The organism is Anaeromassilibacillus sp. SJQ-5 (assembly GCF_054108045.1).
Genome location: NZ_JBPJWQ010000001.1, coordinates 1,928,290 through 1,954,019 on the forward strand (window position 1 = coordinate 1,928,290; position 25,730 = coordinate 1,954,019).

15 protein-coding genes are annotated in these 25,730 nt (G+C 59.9%); 2 read left to right on the forward strand and 13 right to left on the reverse strand.

Features of this window, described 5'->3' with window-relative positions:
- Nucleotides 1-2 precede the first annotated feature (2 nt).
- The 5 genes from ACSAMM_RS08295 to ACSAMM_RS08315 are packed head-to-tail and all read right to left on the reverse strand — an operon-like array spanning nt 3 to nt 9,139.
- The gene (locus tag ACSAMM_RS08295) at nt 3-2,264 is read right to left on the reverse strand and encodes a DUF5696 domain-containing protein (protein ID WP_457790999.1); all 2,262 of its coding nucleotides are present in this window, start codon (nt 2,262-2,264) and stop codon (nt 3-5) included.
- Nucleotides 2,265-2,289: 25 nt separating this feature from the next.
- Complete coding sequence (locus tag ACSAMM_RS08300; protein WP_457791001.1) at nt 2,290-4,407, reverse strand: YIP1 family protein; 2,118 nt, start codon at nt 4,405-4,407, stop codon at nt 2,290-2,292.
- 41 nt (nt 4,408-4,448) lie between these two features.
- A complete protein-coding gene (locus ACSAMM_RS08305) occupies nt 4,449-5,315 on the reverse strand; it encodes an ABC transporter permease subunit (RefSeq protein WP_178723331.1) in 867 nt (288 codons plus the stop codon).
- Between the two features lie 16 nt (nt 5,316-5,331).
- On the reverse strand, nt 5,332-6,252 hold the full coding sequence (locus ACSAMM_RS08310; RefSeq protein ID WP_457791002.1) for a carbohydrate ABC transporter permease: 921 nt from the start codon (nt 6,250-6,252) through the stop codon (nt 5,332-5,334).
- Entirely contained in the window at nt 6,245-9,139 is a 2,895-nt protein-coding gene (locus ACSAMM_RS08315; RefSeq protein ID WP_178723333.1) for an extracellular solute-binding protein, read from the reverse strand. Before ACSAMM_RS08315 ends, ACSAMM_RS08310 begins: the two co-directional genes overlap by 8 nt.
- Nucleotides 9,140-9,384: 245 nt before the next feature.
- Here ACSAMM_RS08315 and ACSAMM_RS08320 point away from each other — a divergent pair, with 245 nt between their 5' ends.
- A complete protein-coding gene (locus ACSAMM_RS08320; RefSeq protein ID WP_457791004.1) occupies nt 9,385-11,526 on the forward strand; it encodes an alpha-N-acetylglucosaminidase TIM-barrel domain-containing protein in 2,142 nt (713 codons plus the stop codon).
- Between the two features lie 58 nt (nt 11,527-11,584).
- On the opposite strand, the gene ACSAMM_RS08325 is transcribed toward ACSAMM_RS08320, so the two are convergent.
- Nucleotides 11,585-12,448: an aminoglycoside 6-adenylyltransferase gene (locus tag ACSAMM_RS08325; RefSeq protein WP_457791006.1), complete on the reverse strand. Its 864-nt coding sequence runs from the start codon at nt 12,446-12,448 to the stop codon at nt 11,585-11,587.
- A 141-nt stretch (nt 12,449-12,589) separates the two neighbouring features.
- On the opposite strand from ACSAMM_RS08325, the gene ACSAMM_RS08330 reads away from it, so the two are divergent.
- Entirely contained in the window at nt 12,590-12,961 is a 372-nt protein-coding gene (locus tag ACSAMM_RS08330) for an iron chaperone (protein WP_457791008.1), read from the forward strand.
- Nucleotides 12,962-13,046: 85 nt separating this feature from the next.
- Here the strand turns inward: ACSAMM_RS08330 and ACSAMM_RS08335 are convergent, their stop codons facing one another.
- From ACSAMM_RS08335 to ACSAMM_RS08365, 7 genes are all read right to left on the reverse strand, one after another.
- Nucleotides 13,047-14,378, reverse strand: coding sequence for an MATE family efflux transporter (locus ACSAMM_RS08335; protein WP_457791010.1), 1,332 nt, complete (start codon nt 14,376-14,378; stop codon nt 13,047-13,049).
- A gap of 72 nt (nt 14,379-14,450) precedes the next feature.
- On the reverse strand, nt 14,451-14,810 hold the full coding sequence (locus tag ACSAMM_RS08340) for a hypothetical protein (protein WP_457791012.1): 360 nt from the start codon (nt 14,808-14,810) through the stop codon (nt 14,451-14,453).
- Nucleotides 14,811-14,968: 158 nt separating this feature from the next.
- Complete coding sequence (locus ACSAMM_RS08345; RefSeq protein WP_457791013.1) at nt 14,969-16,081, reverse strand: uroporphyrinogen decarboxylase family protein; 1,113 nt, start codon at nt 16,079-16,081, stop codon at nt 14,969-14,971.
- 103 nt (nt 16,082-16,184) lie between these two features.
- Complete coding sequence (locus ACSAMM_RS08350) at nt 16,185-18,812, reverse strand: family 78 glycoside hydrolase catalytic domain (protein WP_457791015.1); 2,628 nt, start codon at nt 18,810-18,812, stop codon at nt 16,185-16,187.
- A 38-nt stretch (nt 18,813-18,850) separates the two neighbouring features.
- Nucleotides 18,851-21,349 carry a beta-galactosidase gene (locus ACSAMM_RS08355; protein ID WP_457791017.1) on the reverse strand — a complete coding sequence of 833 codons (2,499 nt, stop codon included), beginning with the start codon at nt 21,347-21,349 and terminating at the stop codon, nt 18,851-18,853.
- 15 nt (nt 21,350-21,364) lie between these two features.
- Entirely contained in the window at nt 21,365-23,206 is a 1,842-nt protein-coding gene (locus ACSAMM_RS08360; RefSeq protein WP_457791019.1) for a DUF4838 domain-containing protein, read from the reverse strand.
- 99 nt (nt 23,207-23,305) lie between these two features.
- Nucleotides 23,306-25,690 (reverse strand): hypothetical protein, encoded by a 2,385-nt coding sequence (locus ACSAMM_RS08365; protein ID WP_457791020.1) that lies wholly within the window; start codon nt 25,688-25,690, stop codon nt 23,306-23,308.
- Between the last annotated feature and the right edge of the window lie 40 nt (nt 25,691-25,730).

Here is a 25,730-nt window from a genome sequence, read left to right on the forward strand (position 1 = left end):
CGTCAGCCCTCCTTCGCCGCGGCGCAGGAGCGCGCCGGCACCGTTTGGCCCCGCCAGACCACCGGCTGATCCGCGTAATTGACCAAAACGGCCGTCCCGTCGTCGTAGACGGTTTCCCGTTGATCGGCCGCCAGAATCCGATAGCCTGTAATCCGCCGGCCGTACACGCCGGACAGCGCCGCCCGGCTGCGGGCGTACAGCGCGAGAATGGTCTCCCGCTGCTGCGCATAGGTAGCGGCGTACAGCGAGTCGAGGGGCGTATCGGTCACCTGGCTGTAATCCGCGTCCATCAGGGAAAAGGACAGCGCCGACCCGCCCTCGACGCTGCGCAGCAGCATGGTTTCCCGATCGCCGGAGCTCCCGGCGTCCTCCGCCGCGTAGGGCAGGTAGCCGGACAGCACCATCTGCAGGAAGGGCACGGTGGTGTCGGTCAGGTTATAGCCGGAAGAGGTGGTGGGCATATGCAGCAGCGTATCGGCATGGGGCAGAACCGCCGCGCCCGGCGCCTCGAGCATCAAACCGCCCCGCTTGCCGAGGGCTTCCGCTGCCTGCTCGAGCAGACGGGCCGTTTCGCCGATGGAGGTGACGTGAGACCGGCTGTAGTCCGGATAGGGGGCCAGCCCCAGGGAGGCGGCCGCGGCGTTTTTCACCCCGGCTTTGTTCAGGCTGGCCGCCAGCTTGGCGGTGACCGTCGGGATTTGAAAGGCCTTGAGCAGCCGGCGGGCGGGCAGTTCGTCGTTCACGTCTCCCGCCGCCAGGCGGAAGGCCGGCAGACGCACCGTGTCCCGCAGCAGGTCGCTGGACGCGTCGAACAGGGCGGATACCCCGCCGCCGCTTTTGGTGAACATGGTCAGCTCCATGTCCGGGTAAACGGCGGTGTTTTCCGTCTCCTGCAGTGTTAGGAAACCGTCCAGACCGCCCAGCTTGCGGTCGGCCCGAAACGCGGTATCCAGCCGGCCGGCGTACGCGCCGTCGGCGTCGATCCCCCGCAGCCGCATGGTGACGCTGGCAACCCCCGCGCCCCGCAGGTCGTCGGAAATGGCCTGGGCCTGGGAGAAGGTGGTCAGCGGCCGCAGCGTGTGGTAGGGGATACCCAGAAAATTCTCCTGCACCCGCACCCCCATGAACATATCGAGGAACAGCGGCACGTCCCCGGCCGCGGACGAGGCCTCACGGCCGAACAGCTGCTGGGAGCAGGCATCCGCCATCCCGGCCAGGTCGGTTTTACCCGGTTCCATGAAGAAGTAGCTCATCTCGTAGCTCTGCGCGCCGGTGTCGGCGGTGTCGCAAATCAGTTTGGCCTTGGCCGCGTAGGTGCGGTCCAGCAGCATCTCCACCGCGTTGTTGCGGTGCAGGAAGGTGTAATAGATGTAATTCTGACCGGTTTCCCGTCCGGCCGTGTTCAGGGTAATCTGGCCGGCGGCCGCCCCGTCGGTGGCATAGGCGAACAGCGCCGCAGTCCCCGCCGTATCCCCCGGCTGCGCCGTCCCCCGGCAGATGCCGAAGCCCGGCAGCAGCACCGGCTGGGTCGCGGGGGGCCGTTTGTCGTCGGTCACCGACCGGTCGCCGTACAGGGTGTCCAGGGTCAGGCGTCCCTCGTTGGTGCGCCCGTTGTTGAAATTCATCAGGGCGCCGGAGCCGTCCGGTACCAGCAGATACCCGGACTCCGTCGTGGAGCCGGCGCCGAAGAACGGCAGGATGGTCAGGGCGGCCAGGATGTTGCCCTTGGTCTCCCGGATACCCGCCACCGGCACCGACGCGGTCATCCGCCCCTCCGACAGCCGGTACTGCAGCGGAACGACAAAGCCCAGCTCCTCAAAGGTATAGACCAGGGTTAGGGTATCCCCTTCCCGGTAGGCCGCGATGGACTTGTTCCCCTCACCGGCCGCCTCCTTGTCATTGGTCTCCTCCATGGTGTTGGAGGCGCCTTTATAGGTGACCAGCAGCTGGGACTGAATCCGGCTCTGGTTGATGCCGTAGGCGATGATGTCCTCCTCCGGCTTCTCCGGATTGCTGGCCCAAAGGGTACCCGTCCGCTCGTCTTGCACCGTGACCCGTCCGGTCAGCAGATCAGCCCGCAGCTCCAGCGCGCCGGACGGATCCCGCAGCACCGCCTCCTCTCTGGAGGCGACGGGTTCGCCGTAGGAAAGCGCGGGGGTCTGGGTCTGCCCCGCCGCCCCGCTGCCGAACAGCAGAACCGCCGCGGCCGCGCAGCTCAGCGCCAGCAGCCGCCGGGCGCCGGCGCGGATTCGATTGTGTTCCATGCGCATCCTCTCCCTTCCCACGGCGCTACCCGATCATTTTGATAATTTCATCCCAAAGCTGGGCGAAGAATACGAACACCTGCTGGAACAAACTCCACAGCAGCAGGGCCATGAACAGGATCAGCAAAATCCCCAGCAGCGTGAACAGGATGGACAGCAGGGCACCCCGGAAGGACATCTCATGAATCTCCCGGAAGCCGCCGATGAGAATCGCCGCCGACCAGAGGATGAGAATGACCTGCATCGCCGTCAGGAAGCCGCCCTCCTCCTTGGCCAGCAGGTTGCTAGCCGCCGTGTGCAGCAGCACCCCCGTGATATAGGGCAGGAGGGCCGTAGCGCTGACCACCGTCAAATCGGTAAGGCGCGCGCTGCTGTCCATCAGATTGGAAACGAACCAGCCGGCGACCACCCACAGGGCGAACAGGCCGAAGGTTTTCAGCAGATGGAACAGCACCTCGAACTCCTCGGGATTGTTCGGGTTGAAAATGAAGCCGCTGTACTGCCAGTCGACGACCGACGCGAAAAACCAGACGCCGAGGACGCAGAGACTGAAAATCCCCGTTTTTTTCACATCGGTATGGCGGGCCAGCACGTAACCGCCCTCCCCGGGGTGGAACAGGGTATACCGCACCTTGCCGGCCAGGCTCTTATGTATGGGATTAACCAGATAGTTGCTGCGCACCTTCAGGCGGCGTTCCGCCACCAGCAGCAGGATGAACAGGAGGAAAACCGCGGCGAAAATCCCGACGAAAACCGTCTGCATCCCCTGGGCCCGGTACTGGGAAAAGGCTTGGGAGTATCCGTCCCGGTCGTTGCCCTGGCGGAAATATTCCATGGCCCCCTGGAAATCCCCCTGCTCCAGCAGCGCCTTGCCCAGCCCGACATAGGCCAGGGAGAACCCGCCGTTCTGTCCGATGACCTTCCGCCAAAGCGGCTCCGCCTCTGTGTAATGCCCCTGGCCGAACAAATCCGCCGCAGCCAGCACATCCCGTCCGTAGGCGGTGGGCCGGAACAGGGAAATCGTCTCGTAATTCTGATCGAGGATATAGATATCGCTGCCGAACACGTCCAGGGCGGTCAGGGTATCGAAGCCGCCCACCGTGTTGTTCCGCTCCCCGAAGGTGAACAGCCGGTCGCCGTTTTGATTGAACACCGCCACCCGGCAGAGGTTGGCGTCCAGGGCGGCCATATAGCCGCCCTCGTTTACGGCGATATCCACATAGGAGGTATCCTGCAGAATGTCGTTGGTCTTGCCCAGTTCCAGATCCCCGTAATCCTGGTGGGGCAGGATGTTGAGGCTGTTGGTGTTGAATTTCTTGATTTCATCGGTGAACTGGGTGCCCAGGGAGGTTTTGTTGGTCACCGTGTACAGGTATCCTTCGGCATCCAGGGTGAAGTTTTCAAAGGAAACCGGCACGTACCGTTTCATGCTGTCGATTTGATTCTGGTTGAGTACCTGCTTCCAGAAATAATCCGCCAGCAGGAAGGCGGTGGCCTCCACCGGGTTGCTACCGATAAAGGTCAGAAAGGCGAAATCATCCTTGGCGGAAAACACGCAGGCGCCCATATAGATGCCCGGAACCAGCACATAGAGATTGCCGTTTTTGTCCAGCTGCACCTTGGTGGGGGCGAAGGTGACGCTCTGATCGATAAGCTCGGTGTCCGGCCGGAGAATCTCCCGGACGATGGCCCCCTTCGCGTCGGCGATGAACACCCGCTCCCGTTCCGGATCCGCCACGTAATAGGTCTTGTCGTCCCCCTTCCCGTCCACGTACAGGCCGGAAATCCCCATCAGGAAGGCTTCCGCCCCCTCCTCGGTAAAGCTCAGGGTGGACAGGTAATGCAGTTCCCGGTCATAGACGTGGATCCGCCCCATGTCCGAATCCAGGACGTTGATAAGCCCGTCCTCGTCGATGAACAAATCGGTGGGATCCCAGTTGGCGCCCTTTTCCGCCTGATCACTGCGTGCCTGCCGCACGCAGGCGTACCCGTCCGGCGCCGGCACGGCCTTGTCCTTGCGATCGTATTGATAGGATAACGCCCCGGCCGCGGGGGCGCCGGCCGCCAGCAGGCAGCAGAACGCCAGCAAGCACAGGCACATTCGTCCCCAAAAGCGATGGGCTGAGGCAGTGTTCCTCATCATAAACCCCCGTTCTTTTGCTGAAATGGAGTGGATAGGCCCCGTCATTCCTTGATCCCCGACGCGCTCATGGTCTCAATGACGTTGCTCTGGGTGACGAGAAACACCACGATAAGCGGCAGCATCAGCACCACCGCCGAGGCCATGGAGGGGCCCATCCGGGAGATGCCCGCCGCAATCACGTTGGTGAAGGCCATGTTGAGCAGCTTGAGATTCTCGTCAAACACCATGTTCAGCGGCTGCTGGGCCCAAACGCTCTGGAACGTGAACAGGGTCAGGGTCATCCAGGCCGGCTTGACCTGGGGCATAACAATCCGGAAAAAAATCTGGAACTGGGTCGCGCCGTCGATGCGGGCAGACTCGATAAGCGGCATGGGGATGCGCTCCATGAACTGCTTCATCAGGAACAGCCCGAGCGGCGCCGCCAGGTTGGGAATGATATACACCAGCATGGTATTGATGAGATGCAGGCGGGCCATGATGACGTATTGGGGCAGCGCCAGCACCGTGCCGTTGAACAGCAGGGTCAGCACCACCAGGTCGAACAGCCAGCCCAGCCGCAGCTTATACTTGGCCAGCGGATACGCCGCCATGGAGGCGATGACGACGCTGGCTACCGTGGTCAGCGCCGTAATGAAGGCGCTGTTGAACAGATACCGGGAAAACGGCACCCGCATATTGGCCACCAGCTTGAACAGCATGGAGTAGTTTTCCATCGTCGGCCGCACCACGAAGAAGCGGGGCGGATAGGCGAAAAGCTCATCCAGCGGCTTGAAGGAATTGATCACCGAGTAAACCAGCGGCGCGATCATCAGCACGCTCAGGGCGATCATCACCACGAACAGCGCCGCGTTCCCCACGCGGCTTCGTCCGCCGCGGCGCAGTCGTTTGAACCGAAACAGCTTGCGCATACGCGTGCCTCCTCACTTAATCGCTGCTGACATACCGCAGAACGAAGCCCACCAGGGTTTTGAAAATCAGCATCATCATGAACAGCACCACCGCCACCGCGCAGGCATAGCCCATCTCGTACCGGACGGTGCCGTAATCCATCATGTGCAGCACGATGGTGTGGGCCGAATAGTTGGTGCTGTTGGCGCCGAAGAGCTGGGTGGACAGAGTGCTGACGGAAAACGACGCCGAAATCTGCATCACCGCGCCGAACAGCAGCTGGGGCTTCATCATGGGCAGGGTGATGTAAAACAGCTCCTGCAGCCGGTTGCGCACCCCGTCGATGCTGCCCGCCTCATACAAGGAGGTATCGATGCCCTTGAAGCCGGCGATAAAGGCCAGGAACCCGGTGCCCAGGCACATCCACAGCTGCACCAGCACCAGCACCCCGAAATTGTAGGCCGGGTCGGTCAGCCACTGAATCGGTTCCTTGATAAGCCCGATATTCATCAGCGCCCCGTTGATGAACCCGTGGGCGTCCCCGCTGAACAAAAACTGCCAGATGAAGAACACCGACGAGCCCGCCAGGGCCGGCGCATAAAAGAAGAAGGTCAGCAGCACCCGCAGCCCGTTGCCGAACTCGTTAATCAGCCACGCCAGCCCGAAGCAGAGCAGGTAGCTGACCGGGCCGGTCAGGAGGGACAGCAGCAGGGTGTTGCGCATGGCGATGCCGAAAATCTCATCGTGGATAAAGAGGTTGATGTAATTCTTCAGCCCGATGAAGGAGGGTGTCTCGAACATATTGTAGTAGCTGAAGCTGAGCACCGTCGCCACCAGCACCGGCAGCAGGATCATCAAGAAAAAGAGCAGGAAAAAGGGCAACATCATCAGATACAAATCCCGGTTGGCCTTCAAGTCCTTGAGAAGGGGCACCTTGGCCGGTTTATCGTTACGCAAGGCCGAATTCCTCCCTCTTCCGGGCGATTTCCCCGTTGATTCGCCTGCCGTACTCCTGAATGGCCTCCAGGGAATTCCGCCCGTTGTACACCACGTCGCGGAAGGCGTTAATGAGATCCCTGTCCAGGTAATAGTTGCCCGGCACCTGGGGGATCTCCCGCACCTGAGCCCATTGCTCCGCCAGCAGGCCGGCGGTCTTCGGATCCCAGTCCAGGGCGCCGAAGGCGTCCTTATTGGCCACTGGCACCCGGGCGATGACCCCGATTTTCGATTCCAAATCACCCGCGTAGCGGCCCTGCGCCTGCGCGCCCGCCCACCATTTGATGAACGACCAGGCCTCTTCCGGTTTGGAGGTCGAACTGAGGATGACCGCCGCCGTACCCGACGCGGACTGGACACGGCTGATGGTGCCGTCGGACTGCCGGGTGCCGGGAATGGGCGCCATCTCCCACAGGCCGCGCAGCTCGGGGGCAGCGGAGGCCAGCTGGTTATAGTTGTTATAGGCCACCACGGCCATGGGTACCTCGCCGCTGCGGAAGCGGTTGAAGAAATCGTAGCTGACCGGCAGTCCCACCTTGGTATACAAATCCGTCCACAGCGAAAACGCCTTCTGGGACGGGTCGGAATCCAGCAAGGTGCGAGACAGGTCGTCGGAGAACACCGTCCCCCCGTTCTGCATCAGCAGGGTATAATACATGCTGGCGTCGCCCGCTGCCGACGCCGCCGAGGCGACGCTGGTCACCGGGATGCCGGCCTCCAGCTTATATAGATGCAGCTGGCTGGCCGTCTCGATGAAATCGTCCCAGGTCTGGGGCACCGTCAGCCCCAGCTCCTCGAATATGTCCTTGCGGTAAAACAGCATGTTGAAGGTCTGGGTGTCCGGCAGGCCGTAGACCGAGTTCTGGAAGGAATACGGCGTCAGGGCCCCCGGCTGGAACCAGCCGGTCACATCCTCGAAGTCCGGGAAGGCCGCCAAATCCAGCAGCGCGCTTCGCACCGCCAGATTCACCGGGGTGTCCCGGGTGGTGTTGATGGCCACATCCGGCGTGTTACCTGACAGGAACGCCTCCACCATGGTGGCGCTGACCAGCTTGATGTTTACATGGATGCCGCTCTTGGGGGTGAACAGGTCGGTGGTCATTTTCCAGAGCACCTCGGCCTGATCCCGCCCGGTGCCCAGCCAGAGAGAAATGCTTTTGTCCGCCTCCTTGGCCGAAAACCCGTTGTAATCCTGGACAAAGGAATAAAAGAACAGGGACGTGCTGTGCGCGATGCTGTCCCATAGATTGGACGTCGTTTTGGGGAGCGCCGCCCCCTCCTGCCACAGCAGGAAATAGTCCAGCATCAGCGGCTGGTTGCGGATATCCAGCACCCATGCGGAGACGCTGCCGATGTTGCTTTGAAAGGAGGTGATGCGGTACGGGATGGTCCGCGGCTCGCTGACGAAGCTCTCCAGCTGCCGCACGGTGGTCATCAGGATGGCGCATTCCGCCGCCTCGCCCCCCGCGACGGCGCAGATGGCATTGTAGCCGTCCCGCAGCCGGTTCGCGCAGTCGGTCAGCCCCTCCAGCAGGCCGGGGATTTCCCTATCCAGGTTATAGTCCCGGTATTTGTCCGCCGAGGTGGAGGTGATCATGATGATTTTCCGGTACCACTGGTTTAGGCTGTAGATCACGTCGTTCAGCTGCCGGATAATGGGAGCCAGCTCTCCCAGCACCGCTTCCAGACGCAGGGTATGGGTGCCCGCCGGCAGGTAGAACAGATAGGGCTCCCCCTCCCCGTCCGCCGCAGTGAGCAAATCCCACCGGCTGGTGTAGGGGAAGCGCAGGCAGGCGGCCTCGGCAAAGGGCACCGCGCCGTCAATGGACAGCCGCCGCCCCACCGGCAGCCCCTTGAGCGCCTCCTGCTGGTAGCGGAAGGACAGGCGGTAATACCCGCTTTCCTCGACCTTTATCGTCCACTCCAGCCATTGCCCGTGGGCGCTCCAGGTGGTGCCGATGATGTTGATGAGCATATTCTTCGCACTATAAGGAGAGGTAGCGCGATCCGTCCGATCGGACTCGGGCCGCAGGGTGGAGTCGGACTGCAGCGTGGCGGCCTCCGCCTCCGTCTGGATCAATGCCTTACCCGTGTCCCTGCCGGGCTGCTGCGCCCGGTAGGCCGCATAGGACGGAGGGGCCTCCTCCTCACAAACCCGGACACCGCCCAGTACCAGAGCGTCGGACGCGGAGAAGATCAGCCTCACGACGTTGGTTCCCTGCCGAAGATAAAACAGCAGCGGATCGTCGTAGTCCCCGTCGGGATTGGTCAGCCGGCTGTCCGTCCAGTCCTGCCTTATCGCCCGGTTGGCGGCGAACTGATCGCCGCTGCTGTCGGTGATGACCGCCTGACCCGCCGGCTCGTAGGTGTTGGAGATGGTCAGGCTCGACGCCTGGGAGAACGGGGTTTCGCCGTTTATCTGCACCCCCAGTTCATACCGCTTGCTGTCGGTGTCCATGGGGTGGTGCTCCACCAGCAGGTTATACAGCCCCGCCTGGGGCACCTCCAGCGCATAATCCACATATTGCAGCCCGCTCTGCACCAGCAGCGCCTGATCCCGTCCAGCATAGCCGGACAGCACCTCGTAGCCGCCCTCCGGCTCGATGGCCTGAAAATCCCCCGCCGCCCGGCGGATATCCTCCGGCAGCCGGGGCCGGGCCGCGTCGGCGTACCGCGCCAGATACGCGGCATATGTATCGCCCTTCTCGGACAGGGAAGCGCCCCCCTCCTGTCCGCCGGCCACGCCTTCTCCCTGAACGCGCAGCAGCGGCGCCCCGCCAGGCAGGAATACCTGCAGCAGCAAGGCCGCCGCACACGCCAGGGTCAGCACGGTTCTCCGCCTTTTCATGGCCGTCGCCTCCAAGCTTTTTGTTCACTATTTACAGTATACCATTGGGTTTTAAGAAAGAAATATCAACCTTTTTATATCCATTTTGATTTTTTGTGTTGTTTGCTTGAAACGGGCGGTTATCGTCCCTCCCATCGTAAAAAGCCAACATACCGTAAAAAAATGCCATTGCATCCGCCGTTTGAATGTGATACAACCAGCTTGGAAGCCATTATTAGGAAATCAATAGCAAGGAGGCAGGTTTTATGGACTCTCCCCACGCGGCCAGAGAGGCCGCCGCCCGCGTCAAGGCCAAGAATATCCCCGCTCACCTGGAGGAACAGGCGGTGCGCGGCCTCATCCGGCGGATCGCCGGCGAGGCGTACGCCGCCCGGTTCACCGTCCGCCCGCTGCCCGAGGCGCATCCCGGCGAGGATCGGTATCGTCTGACCGATCGGGAGGACGGCATTCTGTTGGAGGCGACCTCCGGCACGGCGGCCGCCAGCGCCTTTTACTGGTATCTGAAGAACCGCTGCGGCAGCTATGTCGGCCCCCTGACCCGGCGGCTGAATCTTCCCCCCTCCCCGCCGCCGGTGGGCGGCGCGCAGGAGGAAACCAGCGCCTTTTTGTACCGGTATTTTCTCAACTTCTGCACCTATGGCTACACCTTCGCCTTCTGGGATTGGGAACAGTGGGAGCCGTTTCTTGATTGGATGATGCTTTCCGGCTACAACCTAGTGCTCAATCCGGTGGGGCATGAGGCGGTCTGGCTCGCCCTGCTGCAGCGCCACGGCTATACCGAGCGGGAGGCCCGGGAATACGTGGCCGGCCCGGCCTTTTTCCCCTGGCAGTGCATGATGAACCTCACCTCCTGGGGCGGCCCGGCCCCCGCCGCCTGGTACGAAAACCGCTGCGCCCTGTCCCGGAAAATCAACGCCTATCTCCTCTCCTTCGGCGCCGGCCTCGTCCTGCCCGGCTACGCGGGCATGGTGCCGCCCGACTTCGGGGAGCGTCATCCCGGATCCCATCCGCTGGATCAGGGGCTGTGGTGCGATTTTCCCCGCCCCTCCATCCTCCTGCCCGCAGATCCGGCTTTCGACGGCATCGCCGCCGATTTTTACGATATCCAGCGGGAGCTGTTCGGCGGGGACGTCCACTATTTCGCCGCCGATCCCTTCCATGAAGGGGGCAACGCCGCCGGCGTGGATATGGCGGCCTACGCCCGGGGCTGCTACCGGCAGATGGGCCGGGTGTCCGACAGCCCGGTCTGGTTCCTCCAAGGCTGGCAGAGCAATCCCAGCCGGGAGCTGCTGCGCGCCCTCTCCCCGGAAAATGTCCTCATCGGCAATCTGCGGGCCGAGGACTGCGCCGACGGCGGCGACGATTTCGCCGGCTATCCCTGGCTGTACGGCTGCGTCAACAACTTCGGCGGCCAGCGGGTCACCCGCGGCAATCTCCGCAAGCTGCTGGGGGAGCCGCACCGCTACGCCGCCGATCCCGCCTGCTCCATGGTGGGTGTCGCCCTGTTGCCGGAAGGGGTGGAAACCGACGAAATCCTCTTCGATGCCGTGGCCGATCTGGCCCTGCGGCAATCCCCCTTTGAGGAGGATGCCTGGCTGGAGGCCTGCCTGACCCAGCGATACGGCGCCTGCCCGCCCTCCGTGCTGGAAGGATGGCACATCCTGAAAAACGAGGTGTATCTGGCCGACACCTCCGTTTCTCCCCGGGAATCCGCCTTCTGCACCCGCCCCTCCCTGACGGTGGACATGGTGTCCTCCTACAGCCTGCCCACCTTCAACTACGATATCCGGCGGCTGGAGGACGCCTGCCGCCTGCTGCTGGAGGGCTGGGAGGCCTTGGCCGAGGGCGATCCCTATCGGCTGGACGTCATCGACTTCGTCCGCCAGGCCCTGGCTAACAAGGCCTGGGGCTATGTGGAAGGGCTGCAGAAGGCCTTCCAGGATCAGGACGTTGCCGCCTTCGACGCCTGCGCCGACGCGTTTCTGGCCCTCTACCCGGTGCAGGAGGCGCTGGTGTCCACCGACCGGCACATGCTGCTGGGCCCGTGGCTGGAGAGGGCGAAGGCCTGCGGCCGCACCCCGGAGGAGAAAGCCTATTTCGAGTGGCAGGCCCGTACCCTGCTGACCCTTTGGGGCGACCGGCAGGGGGCCATCGGCCTGCGGGACTACGCCGCCCGGGAATGGAGCGGCCTGCTCGGGGATTTCTACCGGCCTCGCTGGGAATCGTACATCCGCCTGCTGCGCATCTCCCTGCTGACCGGCCGGCCGGTGGCGGATTACAGCCGGTACGACGCCGAATACTTTTTCACCACCCTGGGCGACCCCTACCCCACCGAGCCGTCGGGGGATCCCCGGACGGCCCTGAACGCCGCCATGGCCGCCCTATAACGACAAAAAGACCGCATCCGTCGCTTAACGGATGCGGTCTTCTTATTCGCGCTCCCTTTCAAGGGGTGCCGGCTTGTTCCCACTGTGTTTTGACGGCGAGCAGATAGGCCGTCATGTTCTGGTCCTCCCGCTCGTCGTAGGCAAACGCAAAATACGCGCCCACTTCCCCCGCGGTCAGCCGGAACAGCTCGCAGGCGGTGAACACCGCCGCCCACAGGCTGGTGTAATCGCCGCTTGCATAAGTCTGCGCATATAGGCGGTATTGGCACTCCGGCAGATAGCGCTTGAAATATTTGCCGCATTTCCCCGCGGAAACCGTAAATCCCGTGCGCACACCAATCGCCCACCGCACCATCTCATTGAGCATGTCCCGGACGTATTTCTGGAACATTTCCATCGCATAGGGCAGTTCATCCCGGGCAATGCCCTTCGCCACATTGTTCAGGCACCACCAGAACTCATTACAGCAGTCCCGGTATACCGACCTGTCCGGCGGCTGGATATGCCAATACTCTTTCCGGGGCCGCAGCTTCGGCAGAAGGCCGTCCTTGTCCAGCAGAACGACGGCCGGTTCCCCGTCGTCGATATAGGGGCGGTTATCGATGCTTAAATCGATGCGGTTGCCATCCTCAAACAGCATCAGATAGGTGAAATGCCCATCCCCGTCCGGCGGCAGCAGCGGATGGGTCATAACCTCCGGCATCTGCATGACGGCGGGCCGGCCGAAGGTCGTTTCTATCCAAGCCGTGTTGTTGTAAAACGGGGCGACCTCCCGTACCAAAAACAGAATATCGTAATCCTGATATCGATCCCGCGGCACCTCCGGATCGGCGCGCGATCCCGACAGCACCACCGCCCGAATCCGGTCGTCCTCCCGTGCCACATCCAGTATCAAGCGGAACATTTCCTCCGATGTACGCATCGTCTGCATCCCCTTCCCGTTCATTTCCGCCTCCAGTATAGCACATGGGGCAAAAAACGTCGACCGGCCTGAGGATTCCGCATTTTTCCGGCGATACTAATGGGGCCGGCAACGGCCACAACCTGTCAGGAGGCGGCACTTATGGAGCTGTTTGACGAGTATTTGGAGCGGATCGGGGATCCCCGCCACCGGGCGCGCATACAGGAGGTGCTGGCTTGGGTGGCCGAGACTTTTCCCGAGCTGACGCCGAGAATTGCCTGGAGCCAGCCGATGTTTACCCATCATGGCACCTTTATCATCGGTTTCAGCACGGCCAAAAACCACTTGGCGATCGCCCCGGAAAGAGCGGGGCTCGAGCGTTTTTCAGAGGATATCCGTCGGGCCGGCTATTCGCACAGCCAGCAGCTGCTGCGCATGGAATGGGACCGGCCGGTGGATTACGCGCTGCTCGAGGCCATGATTCGATATAACCTGGAAGACAAAGCCGCCTGCACGACTTTCTGGAGGCCATAGCGCAGGCGACGATGTCCGCCGTTTTTTCTTCACACAGGTTGTCCCTCTTGCATATACCGGCGGTCTTTTTTATCCCCACGGGCGGCTAAGCCGCCTGCTTTCTTTCTCTCAGGTAAATCCCGATGCCGACGATATCCGCCAGCGCCCACCCGATGGGCACCGACCACCAGATGCCAACCATACCGACGGCCGGAATTGCCGACAGCGCATACGCCAGCGCCACACGGCTTCCCAGCGACACCACGGTCAGCACGATGGAGACGCCGGCCCGCCCATATCCGCGGAACAGTCCGTACAATAGGAAAAGCAAACCGATGCCCACATAGAATACGCCCTCGATATGCAGATACTGCACGCCGATGGCGATGATTTCCGTCTCGCCCGCCTTCACGAACAGCCGCATCAACGGCCGGGCGAACACATAGACGCAGCCAGACGCCAGCACGCAGAAAACGCTGGACATCTTCATGGCGGTAATCGTGCCCTTGTGGATGCGTTCCGCCTGCTTCGCCCCATGGTTCTGCGCGATAAACGTGGAGAACGCATTGCCGAAATCCTGGGCCGGCATATACGCGAATGCGTCGATTTTCACCACAGCCGCAAACGCGGCGCTTGCGGCAAAGCCGAAGCTGTTGACCAGCCCCTGCACCATCAGTATGCCGAAATTCATAATCGATTGCTGGATGGAGGTCAACACCGAATTGCTGATGATCTTTCGCAGCAGCTCGCGGTCATAATGCCTGTGCCGCCGTCGGGGACACAGGTCTTTGGCCTTGACAAAAACATACAGTGACACGCCGATCGCCGAAAGGGCCTGCGCGATCACCGTCGCCAGTGCTGCCCCCGCCACGCCCAAATCCAGCGCCAGGATAAAAACCAGATCGAGCACGATATTGGTCACCGCCGCCGCCGCGAGAAAAAGCAGGGGAACCACGGTGTTGCCGATGCTCCTGAGAACAGACGCCAAGAAGTTGTATATGGAGACAAACGTCATGCCGGCCAAAATGATCCGCAGATACGTACGGGTAAACGCCACCGCCTGCGCGGGCACCTTCAGCCAGACGATGCACGGCTCGAGCAGCAGATAAGAAATCCCGTTGATCGCCGCCGAAACCAGGAAAACGAACACCAGCGCATTCCATATGCTGGTTTTGAGTTCCTCCAGCCTTCCCGCGCCGAACAGATGGGAAAACACCACGCCGCTGCCCATGCACAGCCCCAGAATCATGGAGGTCAGCAGCACCATCAGCGCATAGGAGGACCCCACCGCCGAAAGGGCCGTCGGGCCTATGGTTTTTCCCACAATCAGCGTGTCCGCCACGTTGTATAGCTGCTGCAGCAGATTTCCCAGAATCATCGGCAGGCTGAAAGCCAGCAGAGAGCGCCCTATAGGCCCCGTTGTCAATCGTTTTTCCATGATTTCGTCTCCGGCTCCGATTCGTTCGATTCCGCAGGAAAAAGCCTGCGTCTTATATGGGCGGCACCCGATTTATCTCCGTTTTTTGTAAACGATGATTTCCGCGTCGGATCCATTTTCACCGTACTCGCACACCAAAAGATACCGTTCGTCAGCGGTAAGGCCATAGCATCGATCGCTGTTCTTTTTGCAGACTTGATTTCCTAAATAAATTCTAGTGTCATCCCAGAACTTAATCGCCTGTCCGCTCGGCAGAGTATATTGCAGGTTTATATATGCGCCATAGAGGGCGTTGAGATCGGTGATTTCCTCCATATCCTCAATGCCGAGTTCGTTAAATTCCGTTACGAGCTGCTGCTTCAGCTTACAAGGCGTCTCCAAAGATTTTCCGCAGCTTTCACAGCCTTTGTCCGCGCAGCATTCCGCCATCATGCAGGAGCCGCCAAACGGATGCCCATTTGTTTCCCGGCAGCCCCCGCAGCTCTCTCTCAAGCCACAATCGCCGCAATCTAATCCACATAATGTCTTCAATGACGTTTTCCTCCCAACCTTCCTTTTACGGACGACTAATCACCTAAAGGTGTTACATATCAATACAGTCCGTAATATAGGCCCGCTTCAATCATGGTGATAATGTTCTGCTCAGTTTTCGGATTCAGCGGAATGTTGATGGGCGTGGCGGTCGGCATGAGAATGAAGCCTCCTCCCTGCTTTGCGCTGTCCATCGCTTCCTTGACCAGAAACTCAATGCGTTCACTGGAGGAGTTTTCCAGCTCCTTAAGTTCAATATTCCCGAGGATGGTCATCCGATCACCATACAGCTTCTTGACCTCTGCCAGGGAAATATCACCGTCCGGGATCGGCTCCACCGGATCCACGCACATCAGATCTGTCTTGGCAAACTCCGACAGGGCATGGCGCACTTTGCCGTGGGAATGCACCCGCGATATGGCGCCCGCCTCGTGGATCATCGGCACCATCTTTTCGATATAGCAGGTCACCAGATCATAATAGTAAGCGGTGGACATATAGGGCGGAGTGGCATATTCCGGGCCAACGATACGAAACATGACATCCTGGACATTCCCCTTCAGCATTCCCTGCAGCTCGAAGCGGGTCAGCTCCCAGAGAAAATCCAGGAATTTCTTGGATTCCTCCGGCTCAGTAAGAGCAAAGACGAGAAAATCCTCCATGGCAAAGAGCTCTGCGCCCCGGCAGAGCGGATCCCGCACAGACGGGCAAATAATCCCCCCTTCGCCGACACGGCGCTGATCGTCCAGCATATGGGTGTTGTCCACCATACAGGTAAAATTCAGCGACTGATACTTTTCAATATCCTCCGGTTCTTTAAGAAAATGCTCCAGCGTCCAGGTTGTGAAAATATTGTCGTCCGTGCGGCAGAGGGAGGTGAGATTGCCCTTCGGCGTATGGAGTGTCGTGCGGCAGAAAGTGCTTTCCCCTTCCCGCCAGGTCTCGGTCTCGGTAATCTTCTCGATCTCCGGATATCGGATCGATGCCTCCGTCTGCATAATACAATCCGTTTTTTCACTCATCACCTTCATCAGGTTGGCGTAAGACGGCTCCTGATTTGCAAACCAGGCGTAGCTGCTGCCCTCAAACTGGCACAGCTCATACAGCGAGATCGGCACCCGATCCGTCGGCCGGCGGTAAATGGTATTCAACAGTCTTTCTCTGGAAGTCATGGCAGTACCTCATTTATTTTGAATTATTTTTCGATATCAAAGTATAGATGTGATAAAAAGTCGCGGTAATCACTATTCCCGCATATACAGCCGCCACATTCTTTTACATTTTCCCTTCTATCACATACCGGCCGGCACCCAGAGTGAACACGGCGCGGCCTTCCGTCTGCGCACATTCCACCATCACGCGTTCCTTGTCCGCCATGACAGTCAGGCCACTGCGGATAGGCAGGAGACAATCGGCCCGCGTATTGGCTGGCACGGTCAGCCGCAGACGGAACACGCCGTCCTCCGCCGTCCAAGCCGCTTCAATACGGCCATAGGGCGTGTCACGGTGCCCCTGCGCCCGTTTCATGCCGCCCAGCACATAAGGCCGCACCGTGAACCGCCGGAAACCGGGCGCCTCCTCCTGTGGGGCGATCCCCAGAAGATGGGTGTACAGCCAGCTGGTGAAGGCCGCTTGCATCGGGTGGTTGAGCGAGGTCACGCCGCCTGTCTTGGGCGGCGTTTCAAAGCATTCCCAAATACTGGCCGCACCGTCACGAAACATGGTGGCAAAGCTGGTTTTCCCTTCATTGAACAGCATGGCGAGCATATCGTCGCCGTACCCTTGTTCGGTCATGGCGGGTATCAGATACTTATTTCCCCAGATGCCGGTGGCCATGCCGCCCCCGCATTCCTCGTACAGCAGACGCAGGGCATCCTGGGCCACCAAAGCCGTATCTTCCGGCGGGCAGAGACCAAAAGCCAAGGCGGCGCCATCCGCTCCCTGGGTACCGTAAGAATGCCGTCCTTCATCATAATAATGCATGCTGAACGCTTCGCGGATGCAGGCCGCTGTCTCGCGGAAGGAGGCCGCATCCTCCTCCTTGCCCAGCCGCTCCGCCACCTTGATCATCAGCGTGGTACAGCGGTACAGCTCAGCGGTCGAGCTCACCTCGATAGGAACGCGGTGAGGATTATGATAGTTGCCACCGGGCGGGCACCAGTCACCCAGCCCGAAGTGCAGGATATAGTTGACACACTCATCCTCCACATAGTGCCGGATCAATTCCTTCATATCGTCGTAATACCGCTGCAACACCCGCACGTCGCCATAATACAGGTACAGGTTCCAAGGCAATATGATCTGGGCCGACGACCACAAAGGGGTGGCGCGGTGGCATACCCGTTTGCCGGGCGCGATCATCTTCCAGGTACCGAATATCTCTTTGGAGGTACGGATATCCTCCAGGTACTTTTCATAGCTGGCCGCCATATCGAAATGGCACATGGCCGCCTCGCTGACCAACTGGGCGTCACCCAGCCAGCCGCATCGTTCCCGCACCGGGCAATCCTCCGGAATGCCGTGATAATTGGACAAAATGGTTCGCCGGGTCAGCCGCTCCAGCTTGTTCAAGCGCTCGTCTGAGCAGGAGAACGCCCCCGCGTCCGCCAAATCGGTGTTCACCGCGAAGCCCTCCAGGAAGCCGTCGGGTACCTGCCGGGCATACAGACCGGTCACCTCCACATAACGGAAGCCGTGATAGGTAAAGCGGGGCTCCCAGCATTCTCCTTCCGGCCGGCCGCGGGAGATATAGCGATCCTGTTGCATGACCAGGGTATGGACGATGCCCGTCGACGTGTACAGCAGCCCGCCCAGTTCGTCCACATCCTCTGCGAAGCGCAGCACGTACTCGGTTCCCGCCGGAGAATACGGCATGTGCAGCCGCACAAATCCTGCGAAGTTCTCTCCCATATCAAAAACATAGACCTGGTCCTCCGCGTCCTTATGGTGATTGCGTACCTCCACGGGCAGCACCCGCCGCGTCTTACGCACAGGCGGCATCAGACAACAGGTCAACCGGCCTCCGGGCGCAGGCAAAACCACGGCGGGCTGCCACTCCTCATCGGCCTGAAAGCCGGGCAGATTCCAGCCGTCCTGCTCCAGCCTGGCGTCATAGGTTTCGCCCCCGTAGATGTTGTTCAGGGTCACCGGGCTGTATGCGCACAGAAAGCTCTCGTCCGACAGCACCTTGTCCACGGTGCCGTCCGCGTACCAGATATGGATTTCCAGCAGCATGCGGCAATCTCCATAGGAAAAGCTGCCGTCCGCCCACACCCGATTCTGGTGATACCATCCGTCGCCCAGCATGACGCCCACAGCATTTTCTCCGCCGCGCAGCTGTTCCGTTACGTCATAGGCAGCGTACAGCACCCTCTTTTCATAGTCGGTCTGCGCCGGCTCCAGCAGCGCGTCGCCGACCCGTTCTCCGTTCAGATACAATTCTCCTATACCCAAGCCGCTGAAGTACGCGCGGGCCCGAATAATCTTCTTGCTCACGGCGAACGCCTTGCGGAAATACAACCCCCAGCCGGAACGGGGATTTTTCCGCCCGATCCACTGGGCTGTAAAATTTTCATCCAGCAGTCCCATTTCAAAGGTGCCGTCCCGGCTGGCCCGCTCCCCTGCGGCGGACACCACGTCCACCCGCCAATAGTATGGCGTGCAGGGCTGCAGCGGCGCGCCCGCATACACCAGTTCGTTTGCCGTTTCGGTTTCCATCACGCCGCTGTCCCACATGTCCGGCGTGTCCAGCCCTTTTTTTACGGAAGCCACCCGGATCCGGCAGCTTTGCTGCAGCCAGTCCCGCTGGCGGCTCTCTATCTTCCAGCCAAAGCGCACCGTCTGCGTTTCCAGTCCCAGCGGTGACTCCAGGTATTCCGTTGTCATGGACGAAATCGTAAACATCTAGGTTTCCTCTCGCTTATTCAATTAAATTTCTTGTTTCATTCCCCGATGACAAAGCCATACCACTCCGCGCCGAAACTGGCCGCATCCACATGCTTGTGCTCCAGCACGCGCAGCGTCAGGCGGTGTACTCCCGCCTTCATGCCATAGGCGATAAGGAATTCCCCCTCGCCCTCTTCCGGCGCGTAGGTGTCGATATACGGCATGTCCACGCCGTCCAATCGGACACCGATCCGGCCGCAAACCGGCCCGCGCCGGGCACGCAGCGATACGGCCCGGCCGTGGAAGGTCAGCACGGTCTCATCCCCCCGGTGGACCCGACAGCGCCCCTGCGAATCCATCCGGTGCTCCAGCCCGACCGCGGCGCTCGCCGGCAGTTCCTTCACCTCCGGGTTCAGCGCGACGAACAGGCGGGTTTCCATCTCTCCGCAGGAGAAAGAAAATGAGTCACAGCGGGGATTCAGCACCGCATCCTTTTCCACATCTAATACGCGGCGGGCGCCGGGCAGCCGGATGGTACGCGTCCCCTCGCTGTCCCGCGCAGCGTGGAACATAAACAGCGTTCCGTCGGTGCGCAGATTGTCCCGCTCCGAATCGAGATACGCGTGACAGCCGCACCGCCTCCCCAGGCAGCGCAGCAGCGCCGCGGGCAGACAGGGCGTTCCGATAAACACGCTGGTCCAGCCATCCATTTCCTTGCGGGCGAAGGAAACGTCGCCGGTTCCCTCGTATACGCCGAGCGTCTCTGCCTCCGGATCCTCCACGGCAAAAGCGGTGGCCAGTTCGCCGCCGGAATACCCCACCCTGGTTATCCCGCCGTTTTTCTCCGGTTCAGTCACTAGAGTCATGGCGGGAGCCCGGCCCATCCGTCGGAAGCGCATACCGGTCATTCGCTCCATATTGGCCGTACCGTTGCCCTCATCCGACACATAACCAGGAGCCCGCATAAACACGATCGTCCGTCCGTCCCGTTTCATCGCCTTCAGCTGTTCCAGCGCCTCACCACTGTATAGATAGGTCTGCGGCAGCAAAATCAAGCGCACCGAATCGGGCAGCCGCGGCAGCTCGGACATGGTGTAATACCCATAGGTCAGCCCGCTGCGGGCCAGCTCCCACGTTTGGTAGTTTATCAGATGCCAGATATAGCCGTTTTCCAGATCGAAGGCGTCCTGCGGGTTCAGGGTGATGTAGGCCATGGCCTTTTCATCCAGCACGAAAGCCATCTGCGGAGAAAACGCCCGGTCGGAGGCCAGCAGATACTTCGCCCCATGCAACCGGATCAATCGCTGATTCTCCTCCCAGACCCGCCTGTCGTTCCACCAGCCTCTGGATACCAAATCCATCCAGTACATTCCGCCGCTTATCACGGTATCGGTCACCGTATCCCGCCGCGTCTCCGCCAGCGTCTGCGCAAAGGAGGCGGTGCCGTAGGCGTCGGGATTATAATCCTCCGGATGGGTATAATCCGGGGCCAACACCGCATGGGTGCGGGTGTCGTTTTCCATGATGATGAGCTTGCCGTACAGGGCCAGGGAGTCAAAGGTGCCCATGGGCTCGGCGCTCATGCCCATGCGGCGATCGCCATAGTTGACCGGACAGCTGATGAAATCCACTGCCTCAATGCGCAGTGCTTCGCCCAGCCCGAAGCAGCCGGTGGCTGCCGGACGGGGAAAGCTGGAATTCATCTTCAGGTTATAGCCGTACATGATGCCCACCAAGCAGTGATTACCGGTCAGCCGCTTAATAAGCCCCGCCGTATAGGCGATGGCATCCGGTATAAAGGTGCGGTAAAACAGTGCGTAGTCGATGCTGGCCCGCTCCGCCAGCGGATCCTTAAAATATCCGTCCTGTGAGGCGTCCCGCTCGGCCAGGGAGGGAATCTGCACCGTATCAAAGGTCACGCTGTCGTCCTGCCACGCCTCCCGCAGCGCTTCCACCGCGCCGTATCGTTCGCGCAGCCAGGCGCCGAAGTATCGGCGGGCTGGCTCGGAATAGTCGTCGGCAAGCCCCGTTTCCTCCGTGGCCTCCAGCGTCATGAAAAACCATTCGCCGGAATAATCGTGCATGGGCTGGAATCCGATGACGCGATCGGCATACGGCTGCTCCCGCAGCCAGGCGATATAACGGGTGAATCGCTCCTCCAAATCCTGCCGCCAGTAGGAGGAGGCGTAGGAATTGTACTGTCCGTTTTTTCCGTTTTCATTGACGGCCCATTCGCCCTCCCGTCCGGGGGATTCCACCCCGATGCGGAAAACCACATAGCAGGAGGGGTAACGGGCGAACAGCTCTTCGTTCACTTTCTGATTGTGCTCCGGCTCGTCCAGCACGTTGACCCACATAATCACATGGACGCCCGCGTCTCTGGCTTTATCCACCGTCTGCACAAAACGGCTGTAGTCCGGATACTCGATCATGGTATTGCCGTATAGCCAAAGCGGGATTTCCGGGTGGCCATTAATACGCAGCAGCGGACCGCCCTCCTCCTCGGCGATGGTGGCCGTCACCGGCCACATGCCCTGTACAGGTTCCAGGCCCATTCTCTTTCCCTCTCTTTACGCCTTTTCGGCTTCCGCCAACCAGCGGCGGCACGGTGCGATACCGATGCCGTCAAAGCTTTCTTCCAACTCGAGCGCCCGGCGCAGATGCGCCGCCGCTCCGTCCTTATCCCCTGCGGACAGAGACAGCTCCGCCTGGTACTGCTCCTGCAGGGACGTTGTTTTATCCCGAAGGTACCGGGCGCAGGCCAGCAGATCCGCCAGGTTTTCCCTTTGCTGCGTGTCAGAGACCGACGCTGCGGCCAGCGCATCGGTTACGGGAGCAAGCAGAGAAGCTGCACGCCCGCAGGCCTGTGCCGCGTCCGCGGCAATGCGCGGATCCTCCTCGGGCGACCAGGCACGGATATGAGTGCGGCCCGTACCCTTGGCGGAAAAATCGTCCCGGTGCCACGGCTCGGTTACTCGCAGCTTGAACATGTCCGATGCAAAGCGGGACAAGGGGGCCAGCGCCTTTTCCGCTTCAAGTAAAAAGGCCGCGGCGGCTCCTGCCGCTTCCCCAAAGCATAGCTGGGCATATTCGTCAAGAGCTCCGGTCAAATCGGTATGGGCGTCCCACATATACCGGCCCGCCATATACAGGTTGAACCACAGTACCTGCGATTCCGTATTGTGCTCGGCATGCCCTTCAATGCTGTCGCCGCAGTCGGCCAGCACCTCATCCACCGTATCCAGCGACCCCTGGAAGCCGAAGTGAAGAAAATCCACCCGGCTGACCCCCACCTGCTTCATATAGGCCATATCCCTGGACAAAACGCGTCCCATGGGCGGCAGCAGGGTGCCCATCATCCATTGATCGCCATAATATTCAAACACCGCGTACCCTTTGTTTTTCTCCCGGAGATGCCTGCCCCAGCGTGCAAAGGTATCCTGGAATCGGCGGGAGCGTTCGTCGTCCGCCTCATCGAGCGCCAGCCGATAGTCTCGGCCCCAGCAGGCAATCATGCAGGGGCCGTCCGCCTCGGGTGGAATGACTTCCAGCATATCCCAGGCCAGCGCGGCGTTATAGGCAATGTGATAAATCTGCACGTCCATACCGCTGGCATCCAGCGCGTCCTGCACACGGCCCAACATGCCCAGATAGGTGGCCATGAATCCGGCCTTTTGGCAAGCGCCGCAGCCGCATTTAAAGGCATTGTCGTTGAACATGATTACCAGCTCATGGATGTCCTCGCGCTGGCAGAATTCCTGCAGCACGCGGGCCAGCTCCTCGGCAAAGCCTGTGCTGGAATAGCAAATTTGGTGGGGCGTGCGCTGGCCGTCATAGAGAGAATACCAGTCGGGATGCAGCGGAAAATATTTGTCCGCGGGCATATAATACCCTAGATCGTGCCCTGAAATAGCCAGCATCATACCCCGCTTTTTCATGGCGGGCTGCATGGTAGTCTTCTGCTTTTCCCAGTTCGTAGCGGAAATGGCATAGGCATTATAGCCCAGCTTAACCAGAGAATCAATAGGATAGGCAAAATCTGCCGGGCGATCGGGGGTATAAGCACGCACGGGAAAATCCGCCTTGGCTGTAAACTGCAGCGGGGGCAGATCCGCCGCCGCCCGTGAAGGAATCCGCTCGTATTCCGGACGAACGAAGCCGATGCCCAGCCCCCGGCGGCAGTACTCATAAACGCCGAACAGCACCGCACGCGGAGTTGCACCATGAATGGCAATGGTCTGCCCCGCTTCAACAGCATATTCATCCAGCCTGGCATCCAGGGCGTTATCCACTGTCAGAATGGCGGCGTCATCAGCCAGATCGTCGCCCGTGACCATCCGATAATATTTTCCCAGTTCGGTACGGGCAAAGGTCAAAACCTCGTCCGCCTCTTGTATACGTGCATTTGGCATTTTTATATTCCTCTCTGTTTCTAAAAAAGGGACGCAGAATTTTGAGAAAACCTGTGCTTCAAAATTCTGCGTCCCTTAATACCCTATACGAAACGATACTCAGCCGACAATCTTATGGAGCGTTTTCTCTTCTCCATAGAAGAGAATGATAGTCTGGCCTTTATAGGCATTGACCGTGATGGATTTGCCCGTGGTCCAGCTGTTGGTCTCCAGATTATAAATCGTGCAGGAAGTGGGGAACTGCACCGTTTTCTTCCCCTCTGTGGTCGCATGCAATACGACCATCTGATCATCCGCATACAGTGTATCGTTGGAGGTGGAGAAGCGATGCACTCCGGCCAGCCCGGCCAGATAGGCGAGCATATCGCCGTTCAGATGGGTACCGCCGTAGAAAACGGAGGTCCAGCCGTCCTGGGTATAGGAAGCCATACCCGCCTTTCCCGCAGCTCCGTTGCTGGTATAGGTACCCAGCGTCTTCACGCCGCTACCGTCCACATAATAGGCCGGGCTCACAGACAGAGAATTCTGCGCCACGCTGCCGCTTACGCCTGCCTGCATGCTCATGGCCATGGAACCGCCTTGCGCGCTATGCACGGACATGCCGGTCAGCTTCTTGAAGTCCGCCTCGCTGGTCAGGCCGTTGCCATACATGAACAGGGAAACCTTGCCCTTCTGGTGTATCTTTTTCTCCAGGGCCGTGACCTCGGCACTGCTCAAGCGCCACGGATTGAGGAAAATATACACCTTGGCATCGTCCACCTTGCCGTTGATCACGTCTTCCACCAGATAGGTGCCGAAGTCATAGCCGGATCGGAATAGGGTGGAGCGGGCGCCCTGCAGACCATTGGCAGCATACCCGTGGGCATTCGAGACGAGCGACATAGCGGATTCATCTAGAATTACACAGACATCCGGCGTCTTTTTCTTCTGCACATTGTAGTAGTTGTTCATCAGGTTCATCATGGTCTCGTTCTTTTTCCAGAAGGACTCATAATTGAACCAGCCGGCTCCCTGCAGATCCAACCACCACACACCAGTGTTGAAAACCATGCATTTGGCTACTTCCCGGCGCATCACCTGATTCATCAGGGCAGTGGTGGCAGGATGAGCTGATGGGGCCCCAGGCTCAATGGTGTGAACCGGCGAACGATAGTCACCCTCGTCCATCCACATCTTGCCGGCCGCTGTAACCGAATCAATAAAGCCCATATACGCGCCAATGCCGCCGTCGTTGCGATCGCTGTAGCTCACCGGTCCGGAAAGCATGTCGATGCTGTCATAGGTAAGCAATTTCGAGGCGGCCATGTGAGCCGAGCTCGCGGTGGGGGTTTCAAATTGATAACCGTAATAAACGATGGCAAGTTTGGTGTCGTTGGAGGCTTCTTTGATCACATCGGCAAAGCCACCGAGGCGCTCAGCCCGCTGGTTGTTCAAATAATCGAAGTAATCCACATACTTCTGATCGGCCTTAGCGGTCATGAGGAAAGGCCGGTTTCCCTGATTGCCGTCGTGATTGATACCCGGCAGATCGTTGTGATCCGGCAAGGTCGCCGTGTTCAGCTTTACCAGGGAATCCCCCCAGGCGGTCTGCAAAGCCGCATCGGTCTTGTACTTGCCGGCCAGATATTTGCAGAAGCCCTTCCGGTTGCTTTCGGAGGTATCCATCATGCCATCCCAGTAATCGTATTCAAACCATTCGCCGCTGTTGCCGCCGAGGACTTCAAAGCCGATGACGTATTTGGAGAGATATTCATCGCTCATCACGTTCTCAACGACGTTTTTGAAGATTTCCTTGGCCTTGGCGTACCAGGCGTCCGAAGCCATGGACGGGTTACCGGATTCCACGCCGTTGAGCCATGCGGCTTCCGAACGATCCAGACCCATTTTCTCCAGAGAGGCGGTCACATCCAGACGGAGGATGAGGTACGCGTCCGGATTGTAGGCCAGCATGGACTCGACAACACTTTTCAGAGCGCTGTTAAAGAAACGGCGCATGTCATGGTTTTCCCAACTGTAGGGATAGATGAACAGGTCCACATTATATTGGGAGGCGTATTTCATCTGGGAATTGAGAGATTCATTGGTATTGAAATCAAAATGCGGAGGCATAAAGTAAATCGGCTCACGCCGTTTGCCGCCGACATACAGCCGGGGCATCCCATTGACCATTCTAACCTCGGCGACGGTATTGCCGTTGTCTGTCACCGTGGTTCCCTCCGTCCTAGTCGTTGTTCGGGTCTTTTTCGATGTGGTGCTGTCCGCCGTGCCTGTGGCGTCCGTATCCGTTGTGAGCGTACCCTCCGTGGTGGTATCGTTCTCGGAAATGGAGGTCGTGGTTCCTGCCTTGGGGGTGCTCGTCGTCTCGCCGGGATCGCTGCTGACCGGTGTTTTAGGGCTGCAGGCAGTCAAAGACATCCCCATAAGCAATACCCCGCAGATCCAAGCCGTGCACCGCTTGAGAAGGGAGCCTTTTTTGGTTTTCATGGTGTCCATTTCTTTCCTCCTGTTCTATTTCTGCAATTTT

Coding starts and splice junctions, on each gene's coding strand:
- ACSAMM_RS08295 (WP_457790999.1), bottom strand. CDS start 2,264: ATGGAACACAATCGAATCCGCGCCGGCGCCCGGCGGCTGCTGGCGCTG.
- ACSAMM_RS08300 (WP_457791001.1), bottom strand. CDS start 4,407: ATGATGAGGAACACTGCCTCAGCCCATCGCTTTTGGGGACGAATGTGC.
- ACSAMM_RS08305 (WP_178723331.1), bottom strand. CDS start 5,315: ATGCGCAAGCTGTTTCGGTTCAAACGACTGCGCCGCGGCGGACGAAGC.
- ACSAMM_RS08315 (WP_178723333.1), bottom strand. CDS start 9,139: ATGAAAAGGCGGAGAACCGTGCTGACCCTGGCGTGTGCGGCGGCCTTG.
- ACSAMM_RS08320 (WP_457791004.1), top strand. CDS start 9,385: ATGGACTCTCCCCACGCGGCCAGAGAGGCCGCCGCCCGCGTCAAGGCC.
- ACSAMM_RS08325 (WP_457791006.1), bottom strand. CDS start 12,448: ATGCGTACATCGGAGGAAATGTTCCGCTTGATACTGGATGTGGCACGG.
- ACSAMM_RS08330 (WP_457791008.1), top strand. CDS start 12,590: ATGGAGCTGTTTGACGAGTATTTGGAGCGGATCGGGGATCCCCGCCAC.
- ACSAMM_RS08335 (WP_457791010.1), bottom strand. CDS start 14,378: ATGGAAAAACGATTGACAACGGGGCCTATAGGGCGCTCTCTGCTGGCT.
- ACSAMM_RS08340 (WP_457791012.1), bottom strand. CDS start 14,810: ATGATGGCGGAATGCTGCGCGGACAAAGGCTGTGAAAGCTGCGGAAAA.
- ACSAMM_RS08345 (WP_457791013.1), bottom strand. CDS start 16,081: ATGACTTCCAGAGAAAGACTGTTGAATACCATTTACCGCCGGCCGACG.
- ACSAMM_RS08350 (WP_457791015.1), bottom strand. CDS start 18,812: ATGTTTACGATTTCGTCCATGACAACGGAATACCTGGAGTCACCGCTG.
- ACSAMM_RS08355 (WP_457791017.1), bottom strand. CDS start 21,349: ATGGGCCTGGAACCTGTACAGGGCATGTGGCCGGTGACGGCCACCATC.
- ACSAMM_RS08360 (WP_457791019.1), bottom strand. CDS start 23,206: ATGCCAAATGCACGTATACAAGAGGCGGACGAGGTTTTGACCTTTGCC.
- ACSAMM_RS08365 (WP_457791020.1), bottom strand. CDS start 25,690: ATGAAAACCAAAAAAGGCTCCCTTCTCAAGCGGTGCACGGCTTGGATC.